This is a genomic window from Pedococcus sp. (assembly GCF_036554925.1).
GTDB lineage: Bacteria > Actinomycetota > Actinomycetes > Actinomycetales > Dermatophilaceae > Pedococcus_A.
In genome coordinates, this window is the sequence record NZ_DATBMI010000039.1 from 1 (window position 1) to 15,897 (window position 15,897).

At 74.0% G+C, this 15,897-nt stretch carries 16 protein-coding genes; 2 read left to right on the forward strand and 14 right to left on the reverse strand.

The genetic code is table 11. The annotated features are described in order from the left end of the window. The 11 genes from smc to VIB11_RS02675 all read right to left on the reverse strand — a co-directional run. A partial coding sequence (gene smc / locus VIB11_RS02625) for a chromosome segregation protein SMC (RefSeq protein WP_332028087.1) occupies window positions 1-3,252 on the reverse strand: 3,252 nt, incomplete at its 3' end. A gap of 225 nt (window positions 3,253-3,477) precedes the next feature. Continuing rightward, window positions 3,478-3,792, reverse strand: a complete 315-nt coding sequence (locus VIB11_RS02630; protein ID WP_332028089.1) for a chorismate mutase — start codon at window positions 3,790-3,792, stop codon at window positions 3,478-3,480. Further along, complete coding sequence (locus VIB11_RS02635) at window positions 3,789-3,980, reverse strand: hypothetical protein (RefSeq protein ID WP_332028091.1); 192 nt, start codon at window positions 3,978-3,980, stop codon at window positions 3,789-3,791. Before VIB11_RS02635 ends, VIB11_RS02630 begins: the two co-directional genes overlap by 4 nt. A gap of 124 nt (window positions 3,981-4,104) precedes the next feature. Further along, complete coding sequence (locus VIB11_RS02640) at window positions 4,105-4,401, reverse strand: acylphosphatase (protein WP_332028093.1); 297 nt, start codon at window positions 4,399-4,401, stop codon at window positions 4,105-4,107. Window positions 4,402-4,512: 111 nt separating this feature from the next. Further along, window positions 4,513-5,382 (reverse strand): bifunctional DNA-formamidopyrimidine glycosylase/DNA-(apurinic or apyrimidinic site) lyase, encoded by an 870-nt coding sequence (gene mutM, locus VIB11_RS02645; protein ID WP_332028094.1) that lies wholly within the window; start codon window positions 5,380-5,382, stop codon window positions 4,513-4,515. Between the two features lie 17 nt (window positions 5,383-5,399). Then, a complete protein-coding gene (rnc, locus tag VIB11_RS02650) occupies window positions 5,400-6,206 on the reverse strand; it encodes a ribonuclease III (protein WP_414695740.1) in 807 nt (268 codons plus the stop codon). Window positions 6,207-6,295: 89 nt separating this feature from the next. After that, window positions 6,296-6,490 carry a 50S ribosomal protein L32 gene (rpmF, locus tag VIB11_RS02655; protein ID WP_332028098.1) on the reverse strand — a complete coding sequence of 65 codons (195 nt, stop codon included), beginning with the start codon at window positions 6,488-6,490 and terminating at the stop codon, window positions 6,296-6,298. Window position 6,491: 1 nt separating this feature from the next. Then, window positions 6,492-7,076 carry a DUF177 domain-containing protein gene (locus VIB11_RS02660; RefSeq protein ID WP_332028100.1) on the reverse strand — a complete coding sequence of 195 codons (585 nt, stop codon included), beginning with the start codon at window positions 7,074-7,076 and terminating at the stop codon, window positions 6,492-6,494. A gap of 122 nt (window positions 7,077-7,198) precedes the next feature. Continuing rightward, window positions 7,199-9,313 (reverse strand): acyltransferase family protein, encoded by a 2,115-nt coding sequence (locus VIB11_RS02665; RefSeq protein ID WP_332028114.1) that lies wholly within the window; start codon window positions 9,311-9,313, stop codon window positions 7,199-7,201. A 1-nt stretch (window position 9,314) separates the two neighbouring features. After that, complete coding sequence (gene coaD, locus VIB11_RS02670; protein WP_332028101.1) at window positions 9,315-9,812, reverse strand: pantetheine-phosphate adenylyltransferase; 498 nt, start codon at window positions 9,810-9,812, stop codon at window positions 9,315-9,317. 45 nt (window positions 9,813-9,857) lie between these two features. Then, window positions 9,858-10,424 (reverse strand): hemerythrin domain-containing protein, encoded by a 567-nt coding sequence (locus tag VIB11_RS02675; RefSeq protein WP_332028103.1) that lies wholly within the window; start codon window positions 10,422-10,424, stop codon window positions 9,858-9,860. A gap of 259 nt (window positions 10,425-10,683) precedes the next feature. On the opposite strand from VIB11_RS02675, the gene VIB11_RS02680 reads away from it, so the two are divergent. After that, window positions 10,684-10,965: a Fe-S cluster assembly protein HesB gene (locus VIB11_RS02680; RefSeq protein WP_332028105.1), complete on the forward strand. Its 282-nt coding sequence runs from the start codon at window positions 10,684-10,686 to the stop codon at window positions 10,963-10,965. An 86-nt stretch (window positions 10,966-11,051) separates the two neighbouring features. Here VIB11_RS02680 and rsmD read toward each other — a convergent pair whose 3' ends face one another. From rsmD to VIB11_RS02695, 3 genes are read right to left on the reverse strand one after another with little or no spacing between them, the layout of a single operon-like run. Then, window positions 11,052-11,627 carry a 16S rRNA (guanine(966)-N(2))-methyltransferase RsmD gene (gene rsmD, locus VIB11_RS02685; protein ID WP_332028106.1) on the reverse strand — a complete coding sequence of 192 codons (576 nt, stop codon included), beginning with the start codon at window positions 11,625-11,627 and terminating at the stop codon, window positions 11,052-11,054. Window positions 11,628-11,643: 16 nt separating this feature from the next. Beyond that, window positions 11,644-13,866, reverse strand: coding sequence for an ATP-dependent DNA helicase RecG (locus tag VIB11_RS02690; protein ID WP_332028108.1), 2,223 nt, complete (start codon window positions 13,864-13,866; stop codon window positions 11,644-11,646). A gap of 2 nt (window positions 13,867-13,868) precedes the next feature. After that, window positions 13,869-15,548, reverse strand: a complete 1,680-nt coding sequence (locus VIB11_RS02695) for a DAK2 domain-containing protein (RefSeq protein WP_332028110.1) — start codon at window positions 15,546-15,548, stop codon at window positions 13,869-13,871. Window positions 15,549-15,694: 146 nt separating this feature from the next. Here VIB11_RS02695 and rpmB point away from each other — a divergent pair, with 146 nt between their 5' ends. Beyond that, entirely contained in the window at window positions 15,695-15,889 is a 195-nt protein-coding gene (gene rpmB / locus VIB11_RS02700; protein WP_332028112.1) for a 50S ribosomal protein L28, read from the forward strand. Window positions 15,890-15,897 lie beyond the last annotated feature (8 nt).

Here is a 15,897-nt window from a genome sequence, read left to right on the forward strand (position 1 = left end):
GCCCGGCGGTCGCGCCTCGACCTCGATGCCGGTCGTGAGCATGTTCGAGGGATCGGTGAGCACGAGCCGGCCCTCACCCCCGGGGAACAGCCGGGAGAAGACCTGCTCGAACTGGGCTGCCGTGTCGTGGTAGGCCTCGGCGAAGACCCGCTCGACCCGCTCGTCGACCTCGCGCACGATGTCGAGCAGGTCACGCTTGGAGCTCTTGAGGTCCTCGAGCTGCTCGGTGAGGAACTTGTGCCGCTCCTCCAGCGCCGCGAACTCCTCCAGGGCGAGGGGGTTGACCCGGCCGAGGGCGTTCAGGGCGCGCTCCGCCTTGCGCAGCCGCTTCTCCTGGACCTCGCGGACGAACGGGGCCGGCTCCGGCAGGGCGTACGGGTCGTCGTCGGGGCCGGGCACGTGCGGGACCAGCTGGTGCGGCCCGAAGTCCTCCATGAGGACCTGCGGGTCGATCCCGAGCTCCTCGACCGCCTTGGCCTGCATCTGCTCGATGCGCAGCCGCTGCTGGGTGCGGGCCACCTCGTCGCGGTGCACCGTGTCGGTGAGCTCGCGCAGGTCGTCCTGCAGCGAGGCGAGGTCGCGGCGCACCCGGGCCAGCGCGGCGTCGCGCTCGTTGCGGTCCTGCTCCGCCTGGGCCCGCTGGGCGGCAGCCAGCTGGAGGGCGTCCTCGAGGTGCGCAGAGGCGAACGAGGCGCCCTGGCGGACCGCCTCGGCCACGGTGGCCTCGCGGCGCCGGCGCTCCTGCCGTGCGGCGAGGCGCTGGCGTGCCGCGAGCTCGTTGCGGGCGGCGCCCTCGAGCGACTCGGCGCGACCCTTGAGGGCACGGGCGCGCTCCTCCTTGGTGCGCAGCGTCAGGCGCAGCTCGGTCTCCGCGGCGCGGGCCTGGCTGGCGGCGAGGTCGAGACGGTCACGCTCGTCGGTGGAGGGCTCCTCCGCCTCCTCCGGCTGCGCGCTCGCCTGCTCGAGCCGCTCCTGCAGCGCCGCGAGCTCGGCGCGGTCGCTCTCGAGCGCGGCGGTGGCGTCGGCGATGGCCTTCTCGGTGCGCTCGGCCTCCGCGCGGGCGGACCGGACGGTGGCTCCGAGGTGGCCGAGCCGCTCGGCGACGGCGGCCATGCGCGCGTCGGACTCGTGCAGCCGCTCCAAGGTCTCCTCGACCCGCTCGGCCGCCTCGCGCGCCGTCTCCTGCGCGGCGGCCAGCGCGAACCGGGCCTGCTCTCCCCTGCGGGTGGCGTCGACGACCCGGGCCCGGGTCTCGTCGACCGCCGACTGGATCTCGATCAGGCTGGGGGCGGCGCTGCTGCCGCCGCGGACGAAGCCCGGCGCGAAGACGTCGCCGTCAGCGGTCACCGCGGTGACGCCGGCCCCGCGTCCCACGAGGGCGACCGCCTGGTCGGCGTCGGGGACCAGCGCGACCCGGTCGAGGAGCTGCTCCACGGCGGGCCGGACGCCCGTCGGGGCGTCGACGACGTCGGAGGCCCACACGGCGCCGTGCTCGAGGGCGGGCCAGGTGGCGCGGTCGGAGGTGGCGGCGGTCTCACCGACGAGGAGCGCGGCCTGGCCGGCGTCCTCCTCTCGCAGGGTGGCGAGGGCGCGGGCGGCATGCCCGACGGACTCGACCGCGAGCGCATCGGCGGCCCAGCCGAGCGCTGCGGCCACGGCGGCCTCGTGCCCACCGCTGACCTGCAGCAGCGAGGCCACCGAGCCGACGATGCCGTGGCGGTCGTCCGCGGCGGCGATGAGCGTGGCGGCGCCGTCCTTGCGGCTGAGGCTGAGCTCGAGGGCCTCGAGGCGAGCGGTGGCGCTCGTGCGGTCGCGCTCGGCGGCCCGCTCCACGTCCTTCAGTCGCTCGACCTCGGCCTGCACCGCCTCGAGGGCGGCAGCGGCCTTCTCGTGGGCGGAGTCGAGCCCCTCCTCGCCCTCCTCGTCGACCGCGACCGAGGACTCGAGGGACGCGAACTCCTTCTCGGCGGCCTCGGCGCGGGCCAGGGACTGCTCGACGATGCCCCGCAGACGACCGATCTCGGCCTCGCCGGCGTCGATCCGGCTGGTGCGGGCGCCGACCTGGCCGGTGAGCTTCGCGAGCCCCTCCCGGCGGTCTGCCGCGGCCCGCGCGAGCCGCTGGAGCCGCTGCTGCTCCTCGGCGAGGGCCTTCTCGGAGGCGCTGCGGCGCTCGATGGCCTCGTTGAGCTCCTCGGTGGCCCGGCGCACCTCTGCGAGCAGAGACTCCTCGGCCGTGCGCGCCTGGGCCGCCTGGGCCTTGAGCTCCTCGGGGTCACGGCCGCTCGTCGTCTCGTCCGCGGTGTCCTGGCTCAGGAGCCGCACCCGCTCGGCGGCCAGCGACTCGGTGGAGGCGAGCCGGTCGCGCAGGGTCTGGAGGGCGAACCACCGCTCCTGCGCCCGGGCGGCCATCGGCCGGGCCTCCTCGGCCTCGCGCTCGAGGCGCGTCAGGTGGTCGCGGACCTCCGCCAGGGACTCCTCGACCTCGGTGCGGCGGGCGATGAGGGCGGTCTCGTCGGCGACCTCCTGCTCGAGGGTCGCGGTGAGCTGCACGAGGTCGTCGGCCAGGAGCCGGAGTCGGGCGTCGCGGGCGTCGGCCTGGATGACGGCGGCCCTGCGGGCGGCCTCGGCCTGACGGCCCAGCGGCCCGAGCTGGCGGCGGATCTCACCGGTGAGGTCGTGGACCCGGGTGAGGTTGGCCTCCATCTGCTCGAGCTTGCGCATCGCACGCTCCTTGCGCTTGCGGTGCTTGAGGACGCCCGCGGCCTCCTCGATGAAGCCGCGGCGCTCCTCCGGGGTGGCCCGCAGCACGGTGTCGAGCTGACCCTGGCCGACGATGACGTGCATCTCGCGGCCGATGCCGGAGTCGGAGAGCAGCTCCTGCACGTCGAGCAGCCGGCACGGGGTGCCGTTGATGGCGTACTCCGAGCCGCCGTTGCGGAACATGGTCCGCGCGATCGTCACCTCGGTGTAGTCGATGGGCAGGGCGCCGTCGCTGTTGTCGATCGTCAGGGCCACCTCGGCGCGGCCGAGCGGCGCGCGGCCGGCGGTGCCCGCGAAGATGACGTCCTCCATCTTGCCGCCGCGCAGGCTCTTGGCCCCCTGCTCGCCCATGACCCAGGCGAGGGCGTCGACGACGTTGGACTTGCCGGAGCCGTTGGGGCCGACGATGCAGGTGATGCCGGGCTCGAGGCGCATGGTCGTCGCCGAGGCGAAGGACTTGAAGCCCTTCATGGTCAGGCTCTTGACGTACACGAGCGGCTCGGCTCCTCGGTGCTGCGGGTGCTGCTGCGGTCGGCGGATCGCGGCTCACTGTACCGGCGGGTGCGCGCTCGCCCCGGGACCCGCAGCGCGCCACACCGCAGCGTGGGGCCCCTGTGACTGGAGTGACTGCCCACGCGACCGGTGCCCTGGTCTCCTGCCCGGTGGGGGTACTGGCGAGCGCAATACCCCGCGCTGATACCCCGCCCGAACCAGCGGTCAGGACGGGGCGGGACCGCGACCGGCCAGAGCCTCGTGGTGGCGGATGACCTCTTCGATGATGAAGGCGAGGAACTTCTCCGCGAACTGCGGATCGAGACCGGCCGCGTCCGCGAGCGCGCGCAACCGCTCGATCTGGGCCTCCTCGCGCGCGGGGTCGGCCGGCGGCATACCGCTGCGGGCCTTGAGCTCACCCACCTGCTGCGTGCACTTGAAGCGCTCCGCGAGCAGGTGCACGAGGGCAGCGTCGATGTTGTCGATGCTGGCGCGCAGGCGCAGCAGCTCAGCTGGTGTGTCTGTCGCGGGTGAGGTCACCCGACAATCGTAGGCACTCCCCCAGCGACCGCCTCGGGCTGTCTCAGATCCGCCCTCAGGCGGTCGTTGTCCTTCTGCAGACGGGCGACCAGCCCCTCGAGATCGCGGACCCGGCGGCGCAGCTCGACGGTCTCGAGCATCAGTCGCTGGTCGGTTGCCGTGCGGTACCCAAGAAGGGCCTTGGCCATGTCGACTCCTTGATCCCGGGCGCAGCGTTGGGTTCGCCCTGGGGCATGCCCGGTCGGGGCATCTCCCAGAGTGACAGCAGCCGGGTCGATCGGTCAATGGACAACCGACGCCCGGCCCCGGACGTCACTTCTCCACGAACCCCACGAGCCCGTCGCGGGGCGGCCCCCAGGTGGCCACGCAGGTCGTCACCTCGCCCGGGCGCAGCTTGCTCGACGGCTTCTCCTCGAGCAGGCTGATGAGCTCCTCGACCTGCTCGCGCGGACCCTGCGCGAACACCTCGACCCGCCCGTCGGGTGCGTTGCGGGCATGGCCGACCAGGCCGAGCTCGAGCGCCCTCGCCCGGGTCCACCACCGGAAGCCGACGCCGTGCACCCGGCCGTGCACCCAGATGACTGCCCGTGCGGGCTCGTTGTTGTCCATGCGCATCACCTGCCTCAGTCGTGATTGTCCTGACGCCGTCGGGGCCGGGCAAGAGGGCGGATGCCGCGTCGGCGGGAGGGCGCGTCGGCGGGAGGGCGCGTCGCGCGGCTCTCAGGCGCGGGGGCGGCGCGGGCGGGGCTGGCACCGCGGGCAGGAGTACGAGGAGCGGTTCATGAACGACTCGCGCCGGATGGGCGTCCCGCACCGACGGCAGGGTCGGCCCTCCTGGCCGTAGGCGGCCAGGGACCGGTCGAAGTAGCCGGAGGCGCCGTTGACGTTGACGTAGAGCGCGTCGAAGCTCGTCCCGCCCTGGCCGAGCGCCTCGAGCATGACGTCCCGGGCATGGTCGAGCAGGCGGACCAGCGCGGGCCGCGTCAGCGCGGAGCACAGCCGCTCGCCATGGACCCGGGCCCGCCACAGGGCCTCGTCGGCATAGATGTTGCCGATGCCCGAGACGAGCGTCTGGTCGAGCATGGCTCGCTTGACCGCGCTGTCGCGCGCCTTCATCCGGCGCACGACGGCGGCTTGGTCGAAGCCCGCCTCGAGGGGGTCGGGGGCGATGTGGGCGATCGTCTCGGGCACCCCGCACGGGGTGAGGTCGGAGAGCGCCATGCCCCCGAAGGTGCGCTGGTCGACGAAGCGGAGCTCGGGGCCGCCGTCGGCGAAGCGGAAGCGCGCGTGCAGGTGCTTCTCGTCGGGGGCGGAGGCGTCCTCGACGAGGAGCTGGCCGCTCATCCCGAGGTGGGTGATCAGGCCCTGCTCGGAGCCGTCCGGTGTGCGCAGGACCAGCCAGAGGTACTTGCCCCGCCGGCGCGCATCGGCGACCAGGTTGCCCGCGAGCCGCTCGGAGAGGTCGGCGGGCCCGGGGAGGTGGCGGCGGGCGACCCGGGCGCCACGGAACTCCGCGTGCTCGACGGTGCGGCCGACGACGTGGTCGGCGAGGCCGCGCCGGACGACCTCGACCTCGGGGAGCTCGGGCATCGCGGGGACGGCAGCCGTCAGCGCGCGGCGGTGGCCGACGCGCCGTCGGCGGCGGGCTCGGCGCCTGCGGGGGGCTCGTCGGCTGCGGGCTCGTCCGCTGCGGCCTGCTCGTCGCCTGCCGCCGGCAGCTCGCTCGTGGACGTGCCGGTGGCGGACGCAGCGTCGGCGGCGGCACGGGCGCTCAGGGAGGTGTACGCCTCCTCGGCAGCCCTCTGCTCGGCCTCCTTCTTGGAGCGGCCGGTGCCCTCGCCGCAGACGACGTCGCTGAGGACGGCCTGCGCCGTGAAGACCTTCTCGTGGTCGGGACCCGACTCCATCACCCGATACTCCGGGACCCCGAGCGCCTGGGCGGCGGACAGCTCCTGGAGGCTGGTCTTCCAGTCCAGCCCGGCGCCGAGCCGAGCGGAGCTGGCCATCAGCGGGTCGAGCAGGTGGTGGACGAGCGTGGCCGCCGCGGGCAGGCCGCAGGAGAGGTACACCGTCCCGATGACGGCCTCCATCGTGTCGGCGAGGATCGAGGCCTTGTCACGCCCACCGGTGCTCTCCTCGCCACGGCCGAGCAGGAGGTGGTCGCCCAGGCCGAGCGTGCGCGCCACGTCGGCGAGGGCGCGCATGTTCACGACCGCCGCCCGCAGCTTGGCGAGCTGGCCCTCGGGGAGGTCCGGGTGCGCGGCATACAGCGTGTCGGTGACCACCAGCCCCAGCACGGAGTCGCCGAGGAACTCGAGGCGCTCGTTGTGGGGCAGCCCGCCGTTCTCGTAGGCGTAGCTGCGGTGGGTCAGGGCACGCAGGAGCAGCGGCTCGTCGACGCGCTCGCCGACCACCTCGTGGAGGAGATCGGCGAACTCGTCGACGGGCCGCTGCTGCGCTCGGCTGCCGCCAGGGGGGACAGACGTGCTCACGCGGGAGGGTGTCAGCCCTGGTGCTCGGTGCGCTCGGCCGCGGTGTAGTGGCGGCCCTTGTAGGTGCCGCAGGACGGGCACGCCGTGTGCGGCTGGGTCGGGGCCTTGCACTGCGGGCACGCGGTGAGCACGGTCGCCGTCGTCTTCCAGTTGGCGCGACGGGAGCGGGTGTTGGAGCGCGACGTCTTCCGCTTCGGGACAGCCACGTCAGTTCCTCTTCTCTTCGGTGTTGCTCGGGGTGTCGGTGGACAGCGCCTGCAGCGCGGCCCATCGGGGGTCAATCACTTCGTGGTGGTGCTCCGGGTCTTCCGCCAGGGGCGCTCCACACTCGGAACACAGCCCCGGACAGTCCTCCCGGCATACCGGCTGGAACGGCAGCGATGGCACCACCGCGTCCCTGAGCACCGGTTCGAGGTCGATCAGGTCGTCCACGATCTGGTGCTCCTGGGCCTCGTCCTCCTCGACCCCCACCTCGCGGTGGTGGGCGGCGCGATCGGCGTAGGCGAACAGCTCCTGGAACCGGACGTCAACCGGGTGGCTGACGGGGTCCAGGCACCGCACGCAGGCGCCGGTTGCGGTGGCGCTGGCCGAGCCGGTCACCAGCACACCCTCCATCACGGACTCGAGCCGGAGGTCCAGCTCGATCGGCTGGCCCTCCTGGACCGCGATCACGTCCGTACCGAGGTGTGCAGGCGCCTCGACCGTGCGCTGGAGCTCCGCCATGGAACCGGGTCGCCGACCGAGGCTCTTGGTGTCGAGCACCAAGGGCAGGCGGGCATCGAGACGGTTCATGGCTCCAGCTGGGGTCGAGGGACTCGGCCGTGCGTCACAGCAGGACGTAGACCGACCGCTCAGGTTACCGGAGCGCCTGCCACCTTCCCAAATGCGCTCCCGCGCGCCTGCCCCGCAGGGACTCAGGGCTTCTCCCGCGCCATGACCGCCTCGAGCTGGCGGGCGATCTGCGGGCCGAGGGTGCGGGCGTAGGTGGCGGTGATGTGGTCCCCCGCCCGGTGGATGACCACGTTGCCGATGGCGACCGGGCAGCGCGCCACCGGGCAGATCCACGGCGTCAGGTCGATGACCTCCACGCCCTGCGCCACCAGGGCCGCGGCCCGCTGGGCGTCCAGGCCCGTCAGCGCCAGGGCCTCGTCGCGGTCGAACGCGCAGCGGGTGAGCTCGCGCGGGTGGCGGGCCATGCACCCGTCGAGCTCAGCCGGCGAGCTCGGGTTGTCGCCGATCACCGCCACCGGCACCCCTGCCCGCTGGAGGCTGCGCCAGCGCCGGGACAGCTGGTCGACCAGGGCCTGCCGGGAGACGCCCTCACCCCGGATCGCCGTGCGCGCCTGAGTCGAGGTGACCACCAGGTCCGGCGGGTCGGCCGCGAGCGCCTCGACCACGGCCTCGTTCCAGCGGTCGCAGGAGGCGTAGTGCTGGCGGGAGAGCTCGGTCCTGCCCTCGGCGAAGGGACAGGAGGACTTCCCGTAGGTGACGATGCGCCAGTCCCGGCCCGGCGCGGCCCGCTCCAGGGCAGGGAGCCACTGCATCGCCTTGGAGTCGCCGACGAGCGCGATGGTGGTCGTCCCGTCGCGCACCCCGAACTCGCACCGGACCGGCGTGGACGTGCGCTCGTCGACCTGGCAGCGGTCGACGTCGGCCGACGGCCGGTCCTCCCCCGCCCGCTCCGGGTCCGGGGTGAGCCAGCCCCAGTCGTCCACGGCGTACGCTGCCGGGTCGGCGCTCGGGGCGTCCCCCAGCACGCCGGCGCCGAGACGATCCACCGGCGGCAGCACCCCGGAGGCCGGCAGGGTCTGGAAGACGGGCGGTGCCGTCACGAGCGGTATGCCGGCGACGACCCCTGCGAGGGAGAGCGCCACGCCCAGGGCCAGCGAGTTCCGGACGCTGTGGGCCAGGCGCGGGCTGTGGTGCAGCGGGCGCTCGACGAGGCGGTAGCAGAGCCACGCGGGGAGGGCGCTGGCCAGCACGGCCCACGCCCGGCGCGAGCCGTCGGGCCACAGCTCGTCGGCGAACACCGCGAACGGCCAGTGCCAGAGGTACAGCGAGTAGGACAGTCCGCCCACCCACACCAGCGGCCGGAGGGCCAGCAGCCGGCCCGGGCCCCCGGTCGCGGGCTCGGTGCTGGGGTCGGAGGCCGCACCGCCCCAGCCCGCGAGGATCACCGCGGCGGTCCCGAGCGTCGGCAGCAGGGCCCAGGCGCCGGGCCAGCCGGCTGCGTCCGGCAGCCACACCGCCGTCGCGACGACGGCGGCCAGCCCCGCCCAGCCGAGCCACGCGGCATACGGCACCGGGCGCATGTGGCGGCGCGCCGCCCACACCGCGAGCCCGGCGCCGAGCCCGAGCTCCCAGATGCGGGTCGTCGTGACGAAGTAGGCCTGGGCCGGGACCGTGATGGTGTGCCACACCGAGAAGGCGAACGACGGGACCGCCAGCAGGGCGAGCACCGTGCCGACGGCGCGCAGCCGCGGTCCCTTCCCGGGGCCCTCGGCGAGCAGGGGTGACCTCCGGCGCCGGAGCACCGCCACGAGGAGGATCAGGCACACCGGCCACAGGACGTAGAACTGCTCCTCGATCGCGAGCGACCAGTAGTGCTGGACGGGAGAGGGCAGTGCGTCCTGGGCGAGGTAGTCGACGGACCGCCCGGCGAGCACCCAGTTCACGACGTAGAGGGCCGAGCCGATGATGTCGCCGCCGATCTCCCGGCCGCGCCGCCCCGGGATCAGCAGCCACGTGGCCACGGCCACGACCGCCAGCACGAGCACGGCGGCCGGCAGCAGGCGACGCGCCCGCCGGGCGACGAACGCACGCCAGGCGATCCGGCCGGTCGAGGCGAGCTCGCGCAGGAGCAGGCCGGTGATGAGGTAGCCCGAGATGACGAAGAAGACGTCGACGCCGAGGTAGCCGTGGGGCAGGAACGGGAGGCCGGCGTGGTAGACCATCACGACGCCGACGGCGATCGCCCGCAGGCCCTCGACGTCGGGCCGGAAGCCCTCCGGCCGGGGTGGCGCGGCCAGCTCAGCCCTCCGCGTGGAGGCGCGCGGCCAGGGCCTTGTGCACCGCCTCGCTGACCAGCCCCGAGACGTCGCCCCCGAACCGGGCGACCTCCTTGATGAGAGAGCTCGAGATGTGCTCGAACCGGGGGTCACCGGGCAGGAAGACCGTCTCGATGCCGGTGAGGTGCCGGTTCATCAGGGCCATCGGCAGCTCGTACGCGAAGTCGGTGCCACCGCGCAGGCCCTTGACGATCGCCTCCGCCTCGGCGTCGCGGCAGACGTCGACCAGCAGGCGGTTCTCGAAGACCTCGACCCGCACGTTGCCGAGGTGCGCGACGGCGTCCTCGATGAGGGCCTGCCGCTCCTCCGGCGGGAACATCCCGGCCTTGGCCGGGTTGTGCAGCACGGCGACGACCACCTCGTCGTAGAGCGCCGCGGCGCGCTCGATGACGTCGGCATGGCCGAGGGTCACCGGGTCATAGGAGCCGGGGCACACACACCGTCTGGTCACACGCCGCAACCTAGCAGCGCGTCCGGTGCGTGCGCCCCGGGCCGCAGCGCCGGCTCAGCTCTCGCTGTCGTCGTCCTCGTCGTCGGCGGGCAGCAGGCCCTCCTTCTCGGCCTTCCTCACGATCGCGCGGACGTTCTCGACCGAGCCGCAGCCGTCCTCGATGAGGCGGTTGCGCATGGTCGCCCACTTGACGCCGAGGTCCTCGCGCACGTCCTCGGAGACCTCGGTGCGCGCCGGGTTGAGGATGGTCTGCTCCTCCTCGCCGATGTGGTGGTTGAGGGCCTCGGCGAGCTTCTCCACGGCGTCGTCGAACTTCTGCGTGTCGGTCCCCTTGCACTCGAGCAGGGCGAGCAGGGCCTCGTTGCCCTCGGCGTGCTCCTCCTCGCCGTGCTCCTTCTCGTCCTCGCTGATGGCCCTCTTGCTCTTGAGCTTGGGGTAGACCTCGGTCTCCTCGGCCTCGCCATGGGCGATGAGGACGTTCGACAGGGCCTCCCGGGCGGCCTCCCGGTCGGCGGTGGCGTCGCGCAGGTCGCGCAGGAGGGACTCGAAGAGGCGGTGGTCCTCGATGATCAGCTCGACGACGTCGCCGGAGGTGGGCCTGGGGATCTCGATCTCGGTCATGGCGCCCATCATGGGACAGGTCGGCCGGGGACGCGCGCTGGACCCGGGGCATCGGCGCAGGTCAGCGGCCATGTCGGGCGACGCGCCCGCTCCCGGGACCGCCCCGTTCGGCCGGCGCCACGTGGCCCGTCGCGTCGCGTGCCGGCCGCATGGCTGGGGCGGGCTGTCCGGGCTGTGGACACCATGGACGACGATTTGTGCCGTGCTGCCGGATGGGACACGGTGGAGGTTCCCTGTCCGCTATCGGAAGAGAGAGCCTGTGCTCACCCTGACCGAGAACGCCAGCAACATCGTCAAGGCCATCGCCGAGCAGAACGGCGGCACCGAGGACGCCGGACTCCGGTTCTCCGCCGACGGGCCCGAGGCCGGTGCCCTGGCCGTCGCCCCCGTCGACGGAGCCCAGCCGGGCGACCAGGTCGTCGACCAGGGCGGTGCGAAGGTCTACCTCGAGGAGACCGCCGCCGTCGCCCTCGGCGACCAGGTGCTCGACGCCCAGGTCGACCAGGCGGGCGCCGTGCAGTTCAGCATCACCCCTGCCTGAGCAGGGCCTGACGGAGCCCGGGTGCACCGACGTGCGCCCGGGCTCCGTGCTGTCCGGATGACGTGCTGTCCGGATCTCGGCTGCCGTCAGGCGACGTCGTCGGGCTCGCGCACGCCGGCGAACCAGATCTTGGTCTCGCCGTAGCGCCGCTCCCCCTCGTGCTCCAGCGCGGCGGGCCACCTGGGCTCGGGCGAGCGGGCGGAGCGCTCGACCACGACCAGGGCACGCTCGGAGAGCCAGTGCTGCGTGACGAGGGCACCGAGGACCGACTCGAGCACCTCCTCGCCGATGTCGTACGGCGGGTCGATGAACACGAGGTCGAAGGGCGCCGGAGCGGCGCTGCCCAGGGCGCGCTCGACGGTCGCCGTCCGCACGCTGATGCCGGGTATGCCGGTCAGACCGGCGTTCTTCCGCGCCACCGCCGCCGCGGCCCGGTCGGACTCCACCAGGAGCACCGACGACGCACCCCGGCTTGCCGCCTCCAGGCCCAGCGCTCCCGACCCGGCGTAGAGGTCCAGCACGGCCGCACCCTGGACGACGCCGAGGTGCTCGAGGCGCGAGAACAGCGCCTCCCGCACCCGGTCGCTGGTCGGTCGGGTGCCGCTGCCGGACGGGGTCCGCAGCCGCAGGCCGCCGACCCGGCCGCCGATGATCCTGGTCACGCCGTGCCCACCGCCGTCACCCGCGCTCCAGGAAGGCCGCCTGCTCGGCGTCGACGCGGTCCCGCACCGCGGCCAGCAGCTCGGGGTGCCCGGCGAGGCCGGGGTCGGCCGCGACGAGGGAGACGGCGTCCTCGCGTGCCTGCAGGATGATCTCCTCGTCCCGCACCAGCGACAGGAACCGGAAGCTGCCCCTCCCCATCCCCCGGCCCGACCTGCCGCCGCCGCTCTGCCGGCCGCTGAGCACGTCTCCCGTGCCGCGCAGCTGGAGGTCCAGGCGGGCCAGCTCGAAGCCGTCGGTCGTCCCGGCGACGGCGTCCAAGCGCTCCCGCGACGCCTCCGCCTCCGAGGCCGTCATCAGCAGGCAGAGGCCGGCGTGCCTGCCCCGGCCGACGCGGCCGCGCAGCTGGTGCAGCTGCGAGACGCCGAACCGGTCGGCGTCGACGACGACCATGACCGTCGCGTTGGGCACGTCGACGCCCACCTCGATGACGGTGGTCGACACGAGAACGTCGATCTCGCCGCGCGTGAAGGCGGACATCACCGCGTCCTTGTCCTCCGGCGCCATGCGGCCGTGGAGCACCGCGATGGACACGCCCTCCAGGGCGGGGCTCTCCCGCAGCGTGGCCTCCACGGCATACACGCCGGCCATCTCGCGGGGCGACGCCTCCTCGCCCTCGTCCGCGTCCGGCGCCGCGATCTCCTCGTCGTCGGGCGAGCCCACCGCGCTGCCGGCAGAGCCGCCGCCGTCACCGTCGCCGATGCGCGGGCACACGACATAGGCCTGGCGTCCGGACCGCACCTCCTCCGCGATCCGCTCCCACGTGCGCTGCACCCAGGCGGGCCGGTCAGCCGGCACCACATGGGTGGTGATCGGCGAGCGGCCGCGCGGCAGCTCGGTGAGCGTGGAGGTCTCCATGTCGCCGAAGACCGTCATCGTCACGGTGCGCGGGATCGGCGTGGCGGTCATGACGAGGACGTGCGGCGGCTGGGTTCCCTTGCCGCGCAGGGCGTCCCGCTGTTCGACGCCGAACCGGTGCTGCTCGTCGACCACCACGAGGGCGAGGTCCTGGAACTGCACGTGCTCTTGGATGAGGGCATGGGTCCCGACGACGATCCCCGCGTCGCCGCTGGCCGCGTCGAGGAGGTTCTGTCGTCGCGTCGCCGTCGACTGGCTCCCGGTGAGGAGCGCGACCCGGGTGCCGATGTCACTGCCACCGAGCATGCCGCCCTCCGCGAGGTCGCCCAGCATGGTCGTGATCGACCGGTGGTGCTGTGCCGCCAGGACCTCGGTGGGAGCGAGCAGGGCAGCCTGGCCCCCGGCATCGACGGCGGCGAGCATCGCCCGCAGCGCGATCACGGTCTTGCCGGAGCCGACCTCACCCTGGAGCAGCCGGTTCATGGGGGTGTCCCTGGCCATCTCCTGCGCCAGCACCTCACCCACCTCACGCTGGCCGGCGGTGAGCTCGAAGGGCAGCCGGGCGTCGAAGGCGGCGAGCAGTCCCCCCTCGCGCGGGGTCCGGGCCCGCGTGCGCTCGGCGGCCTGCTCCGCCCGGCGCCGGGCGAGCAGCGTCTGGAAGACGAGCGCCTCCTCGTACCGCAGCCGGTGGCGCGCGCGCTGCACGTCGCTGAACGCCCGGGGGACGTGGATGCCCTTCAGGGCCTCGAGCCGCCCCGGGAGGCCGTGGCGCGAGCGCAGCTTCGCCGGCAGGGGCTCCGGGACGCTCTCGAGGTGGTCGAAGACGATCCGCACGCACTCCGCGACGGCCCAGTTCTGCATCCCCTTGACCTGGAGGTAGACGGGGATGGGCCCGCGGTCGGCGGCGTCCGTGCCGAGGCCCCCCTCGAGGACCTGGTAGGCCGGGTGCGTCAGCTGCCAGCGGCCCCGGTACATCCCGACCTCGCCGGCGAAGACGGCCGTCACACCGGGCACGAGCGCCTCCTTGTGCCCCCAGGCCTTGAAGAAGGTGAGGTCGACGTCGCTCGTGCCGTCGGTGATCGTGACGTTGAGCATCTCCCCCCGGCGCTTCTGCATCCGACGTGTGCTCGACGTCTTCACCTCGGCCACCGCCACGACGTACATGCCGACGTGCAGCGAGGAGAGGTCCGAGGTGTGCTCGAGGTAGCGGCGTGGCCAGAACTCGAGCAGGTCGCCCACCGTGTGCAGGTCGCGGCTCTTGGCGAGGGGCCCTGCCGACCGCGCGCCCAGGAGGGCGGACAGCCGTGTGCTCTCGTCCGCCACGCCTACTCGACTCCCAGCAGCAGGTGGTAGAGCGGCTGCCCGCCGTCGATGAGCGACACCTCGACCTCGCGGCGCTCGCCGGCGAGCCAGCGGGCGAGGCCGTCGGCGAGGCCCTCGGGCGCGTCCTCGCCGGAGACGACGGTCACCAGCTCCCCGCCGCTGGAGAGCAGGCGGCGCACCACCTCCTCGGCCACCTCGCGCAGGTCGGTGCCGACGACCACGATGTCGCCGCCCACCACCCCCAGCACGTCACCGGGCTGGCAGGGTCCGGCGCTGGTCAGAGCCTCCTTGCCGGCGACCGTGACCGCCCCGTGCCGGGTGGCGGACGCGCTGCTGCTCATCGCGGCGAGGTTGCGTGCCACGGAGGCCTGTGGGTCGAAGACGGCGAGCGCGGCCAGCCCCTGCACCGCGGTGCGGGAGCGCACCACGTGGAGGTCCAGGCCGTCCTGGGCGGCGGCCGCCGACGCGGCCTCCGCCGCCATGAGGGTGTCCTTGTCGTTCGGCAGCAGGATCACCGACAGCGCGTGCGCCCTCCTGGCGGCCTCGAGCAGCTGCCCCGCCGAGGCGCGGTGGCCGGGCCCGCTGTCGACGGTGTGGGCGCCGGCCCCGGCGAAGACCGCCGCCAGCCCGGGCCCGGCTGCGCAGGCCACGACCGCGAGGTCGCTGGCGGGCGGCCGGGCCGTCTGCTCGGCGAAGTGGGTGACCTTGATCCGGTAGGGGCGTCCTGCCTCGACACCCGCCTCGACCGCCGCGCCCGCGTCGTCGACGTGGACGTGGACATTCCACAGGTCGGGCCCGCCGACGACGAGGAGGGAGTCCCCGAGGGCGTCGAGGGTGCTCGTGAGCCGGGCCACCCTCTCCTCGTCCGTGTCCGCGAGGAGGTACATCACCTCGAACGCCGGCCCGCCGGGGGCGACGGCGTCCTCGCTGCTGGGGGTGGCGCCCTCCCCTTCCGTCGGGTGCACGCCCGATCCCGGGTGCGCCCAGCCGGCCCGGCGCCGCAGTGACGGGTCGTCGAGGAAGGGGGCCGTGAGGCCGGCGCCGTTCGGCCCTTCCTCGTGGGCCACGCGGGCGAGCGCCTCGAGGAGCAGGACGTAGCCGGCCCCGCCGGCGTCCACGACACCGGCGCGCCGCAGGGCCGGCAGCTGTTCCGTGGTCCGCTCCAGCGCCTCGGAGGCTCCGCGGAGCGCGGCCTTGGTGACGGCGGCGAGCGACGGCTCCCCCGCCGCCGCGTCGGCCGCGGCCCGGGCGACCGAGAGGATGGTGCCCTCCACGGGATGGGTCACGGCCCGCCACCCGCGCTCGCTGGCCCGGGTGAGCGCCGCCGCCACGACCGGGCCATCGGCGCCGCCCTCCCCGGCGTCGGCGATGGCCTCGGCGAAGCCGCGGACGAGCTGGCTCAGGATGACCCCGGAGTTCCCCCGGGCCGTGAGCAGCATGGCCCGGGCGAGCGCGGTGCACTCCTGCTCGAGGCTCGCCTCCCCGAGGATGCCCAGACCCTCCTGCTCGGTGCGCACGGCGTCGAGGGCCCCGTCGAACGTCAGGTAGAGGTTGGTGCCGGTGTCGCCGTCGGGCACCGGGAAGACGTTGAGGGCGTCGATCTCGGCCCGGCGCGCGGCGAACGCGGCCCGCGTGATGACGGCCCAACGTCGGGCGTCCGCGGCGGAGAGGCGTTCGAGCACGGTGGCAGGCTAGTGCCCGCTGGGCCGTTTTGGCCGCAGCCCCCCGTCTCGGCTACTCTTGACCGGTTCCCCCCGGGCTGTCCCGCGATCGCGGCTGCCCGGAGAGACACCCAGAGTTTGTTCGTACCGACATCAGGAGATCACCCGTGGCTGCCAACTGCGACGTCTGCGGCAAGGGACCGGGCTTCGGTCACAACATCTCGCACTCGCACCGCCGCACCAAGCGCCGCTGGAACCCCAACATCCAGCGCGTGCGGGCTCTGGTGGGCGACGCGGGCGTGACCCCGAAGCGTCTCAACGTCTGCACCTCGTGCCTCAAGGCCGGCAAGGTCAAGCGCTGACCCAGCCG

What these genes read in the sequence shown, in the direction of transcription:
- VIB11_RS02660 (WP_332028100.1), bottom strand. Translation starts at nt 7,076, where the DNA reads ATGAACCGTCTCGATGCCCGCCTGCCCTTGGTGCTCGACACCAAGAGC.
- mutM (WP_332028094.1), bottom strand. Translation starts at nt 5,382, where the DNA reads ATGCCCGAGCTCCCCGAGGTCGAGGTCGTCCGGCGCGGCCTCGCCGAC.
- VIB11_RS02640 (WP_332028093.1), bottom strand. Translation starts at nt 4,401, where the DNA reads ATGGACAACAACGAGCCCGCACGGGCAGTCATCTGGGTGCACGGCCGG.
- VIB11_RS02635 (WP_332028091.1), bottom strand. Translation starts at nt 3,980, where the DNA reads ATGGCCAAGGCCCTTCTTGGGTACCGCACGGCAACCGACCAGCGACTG.
- VIB11_RS02675 (WP_332028103.1), bottom strand. Translation starts at nt 10,424, where the DNA reads ATGACCGAGATCGAGATCCCCAGGCCCACCTCCGGCGACGTCGTCGAG.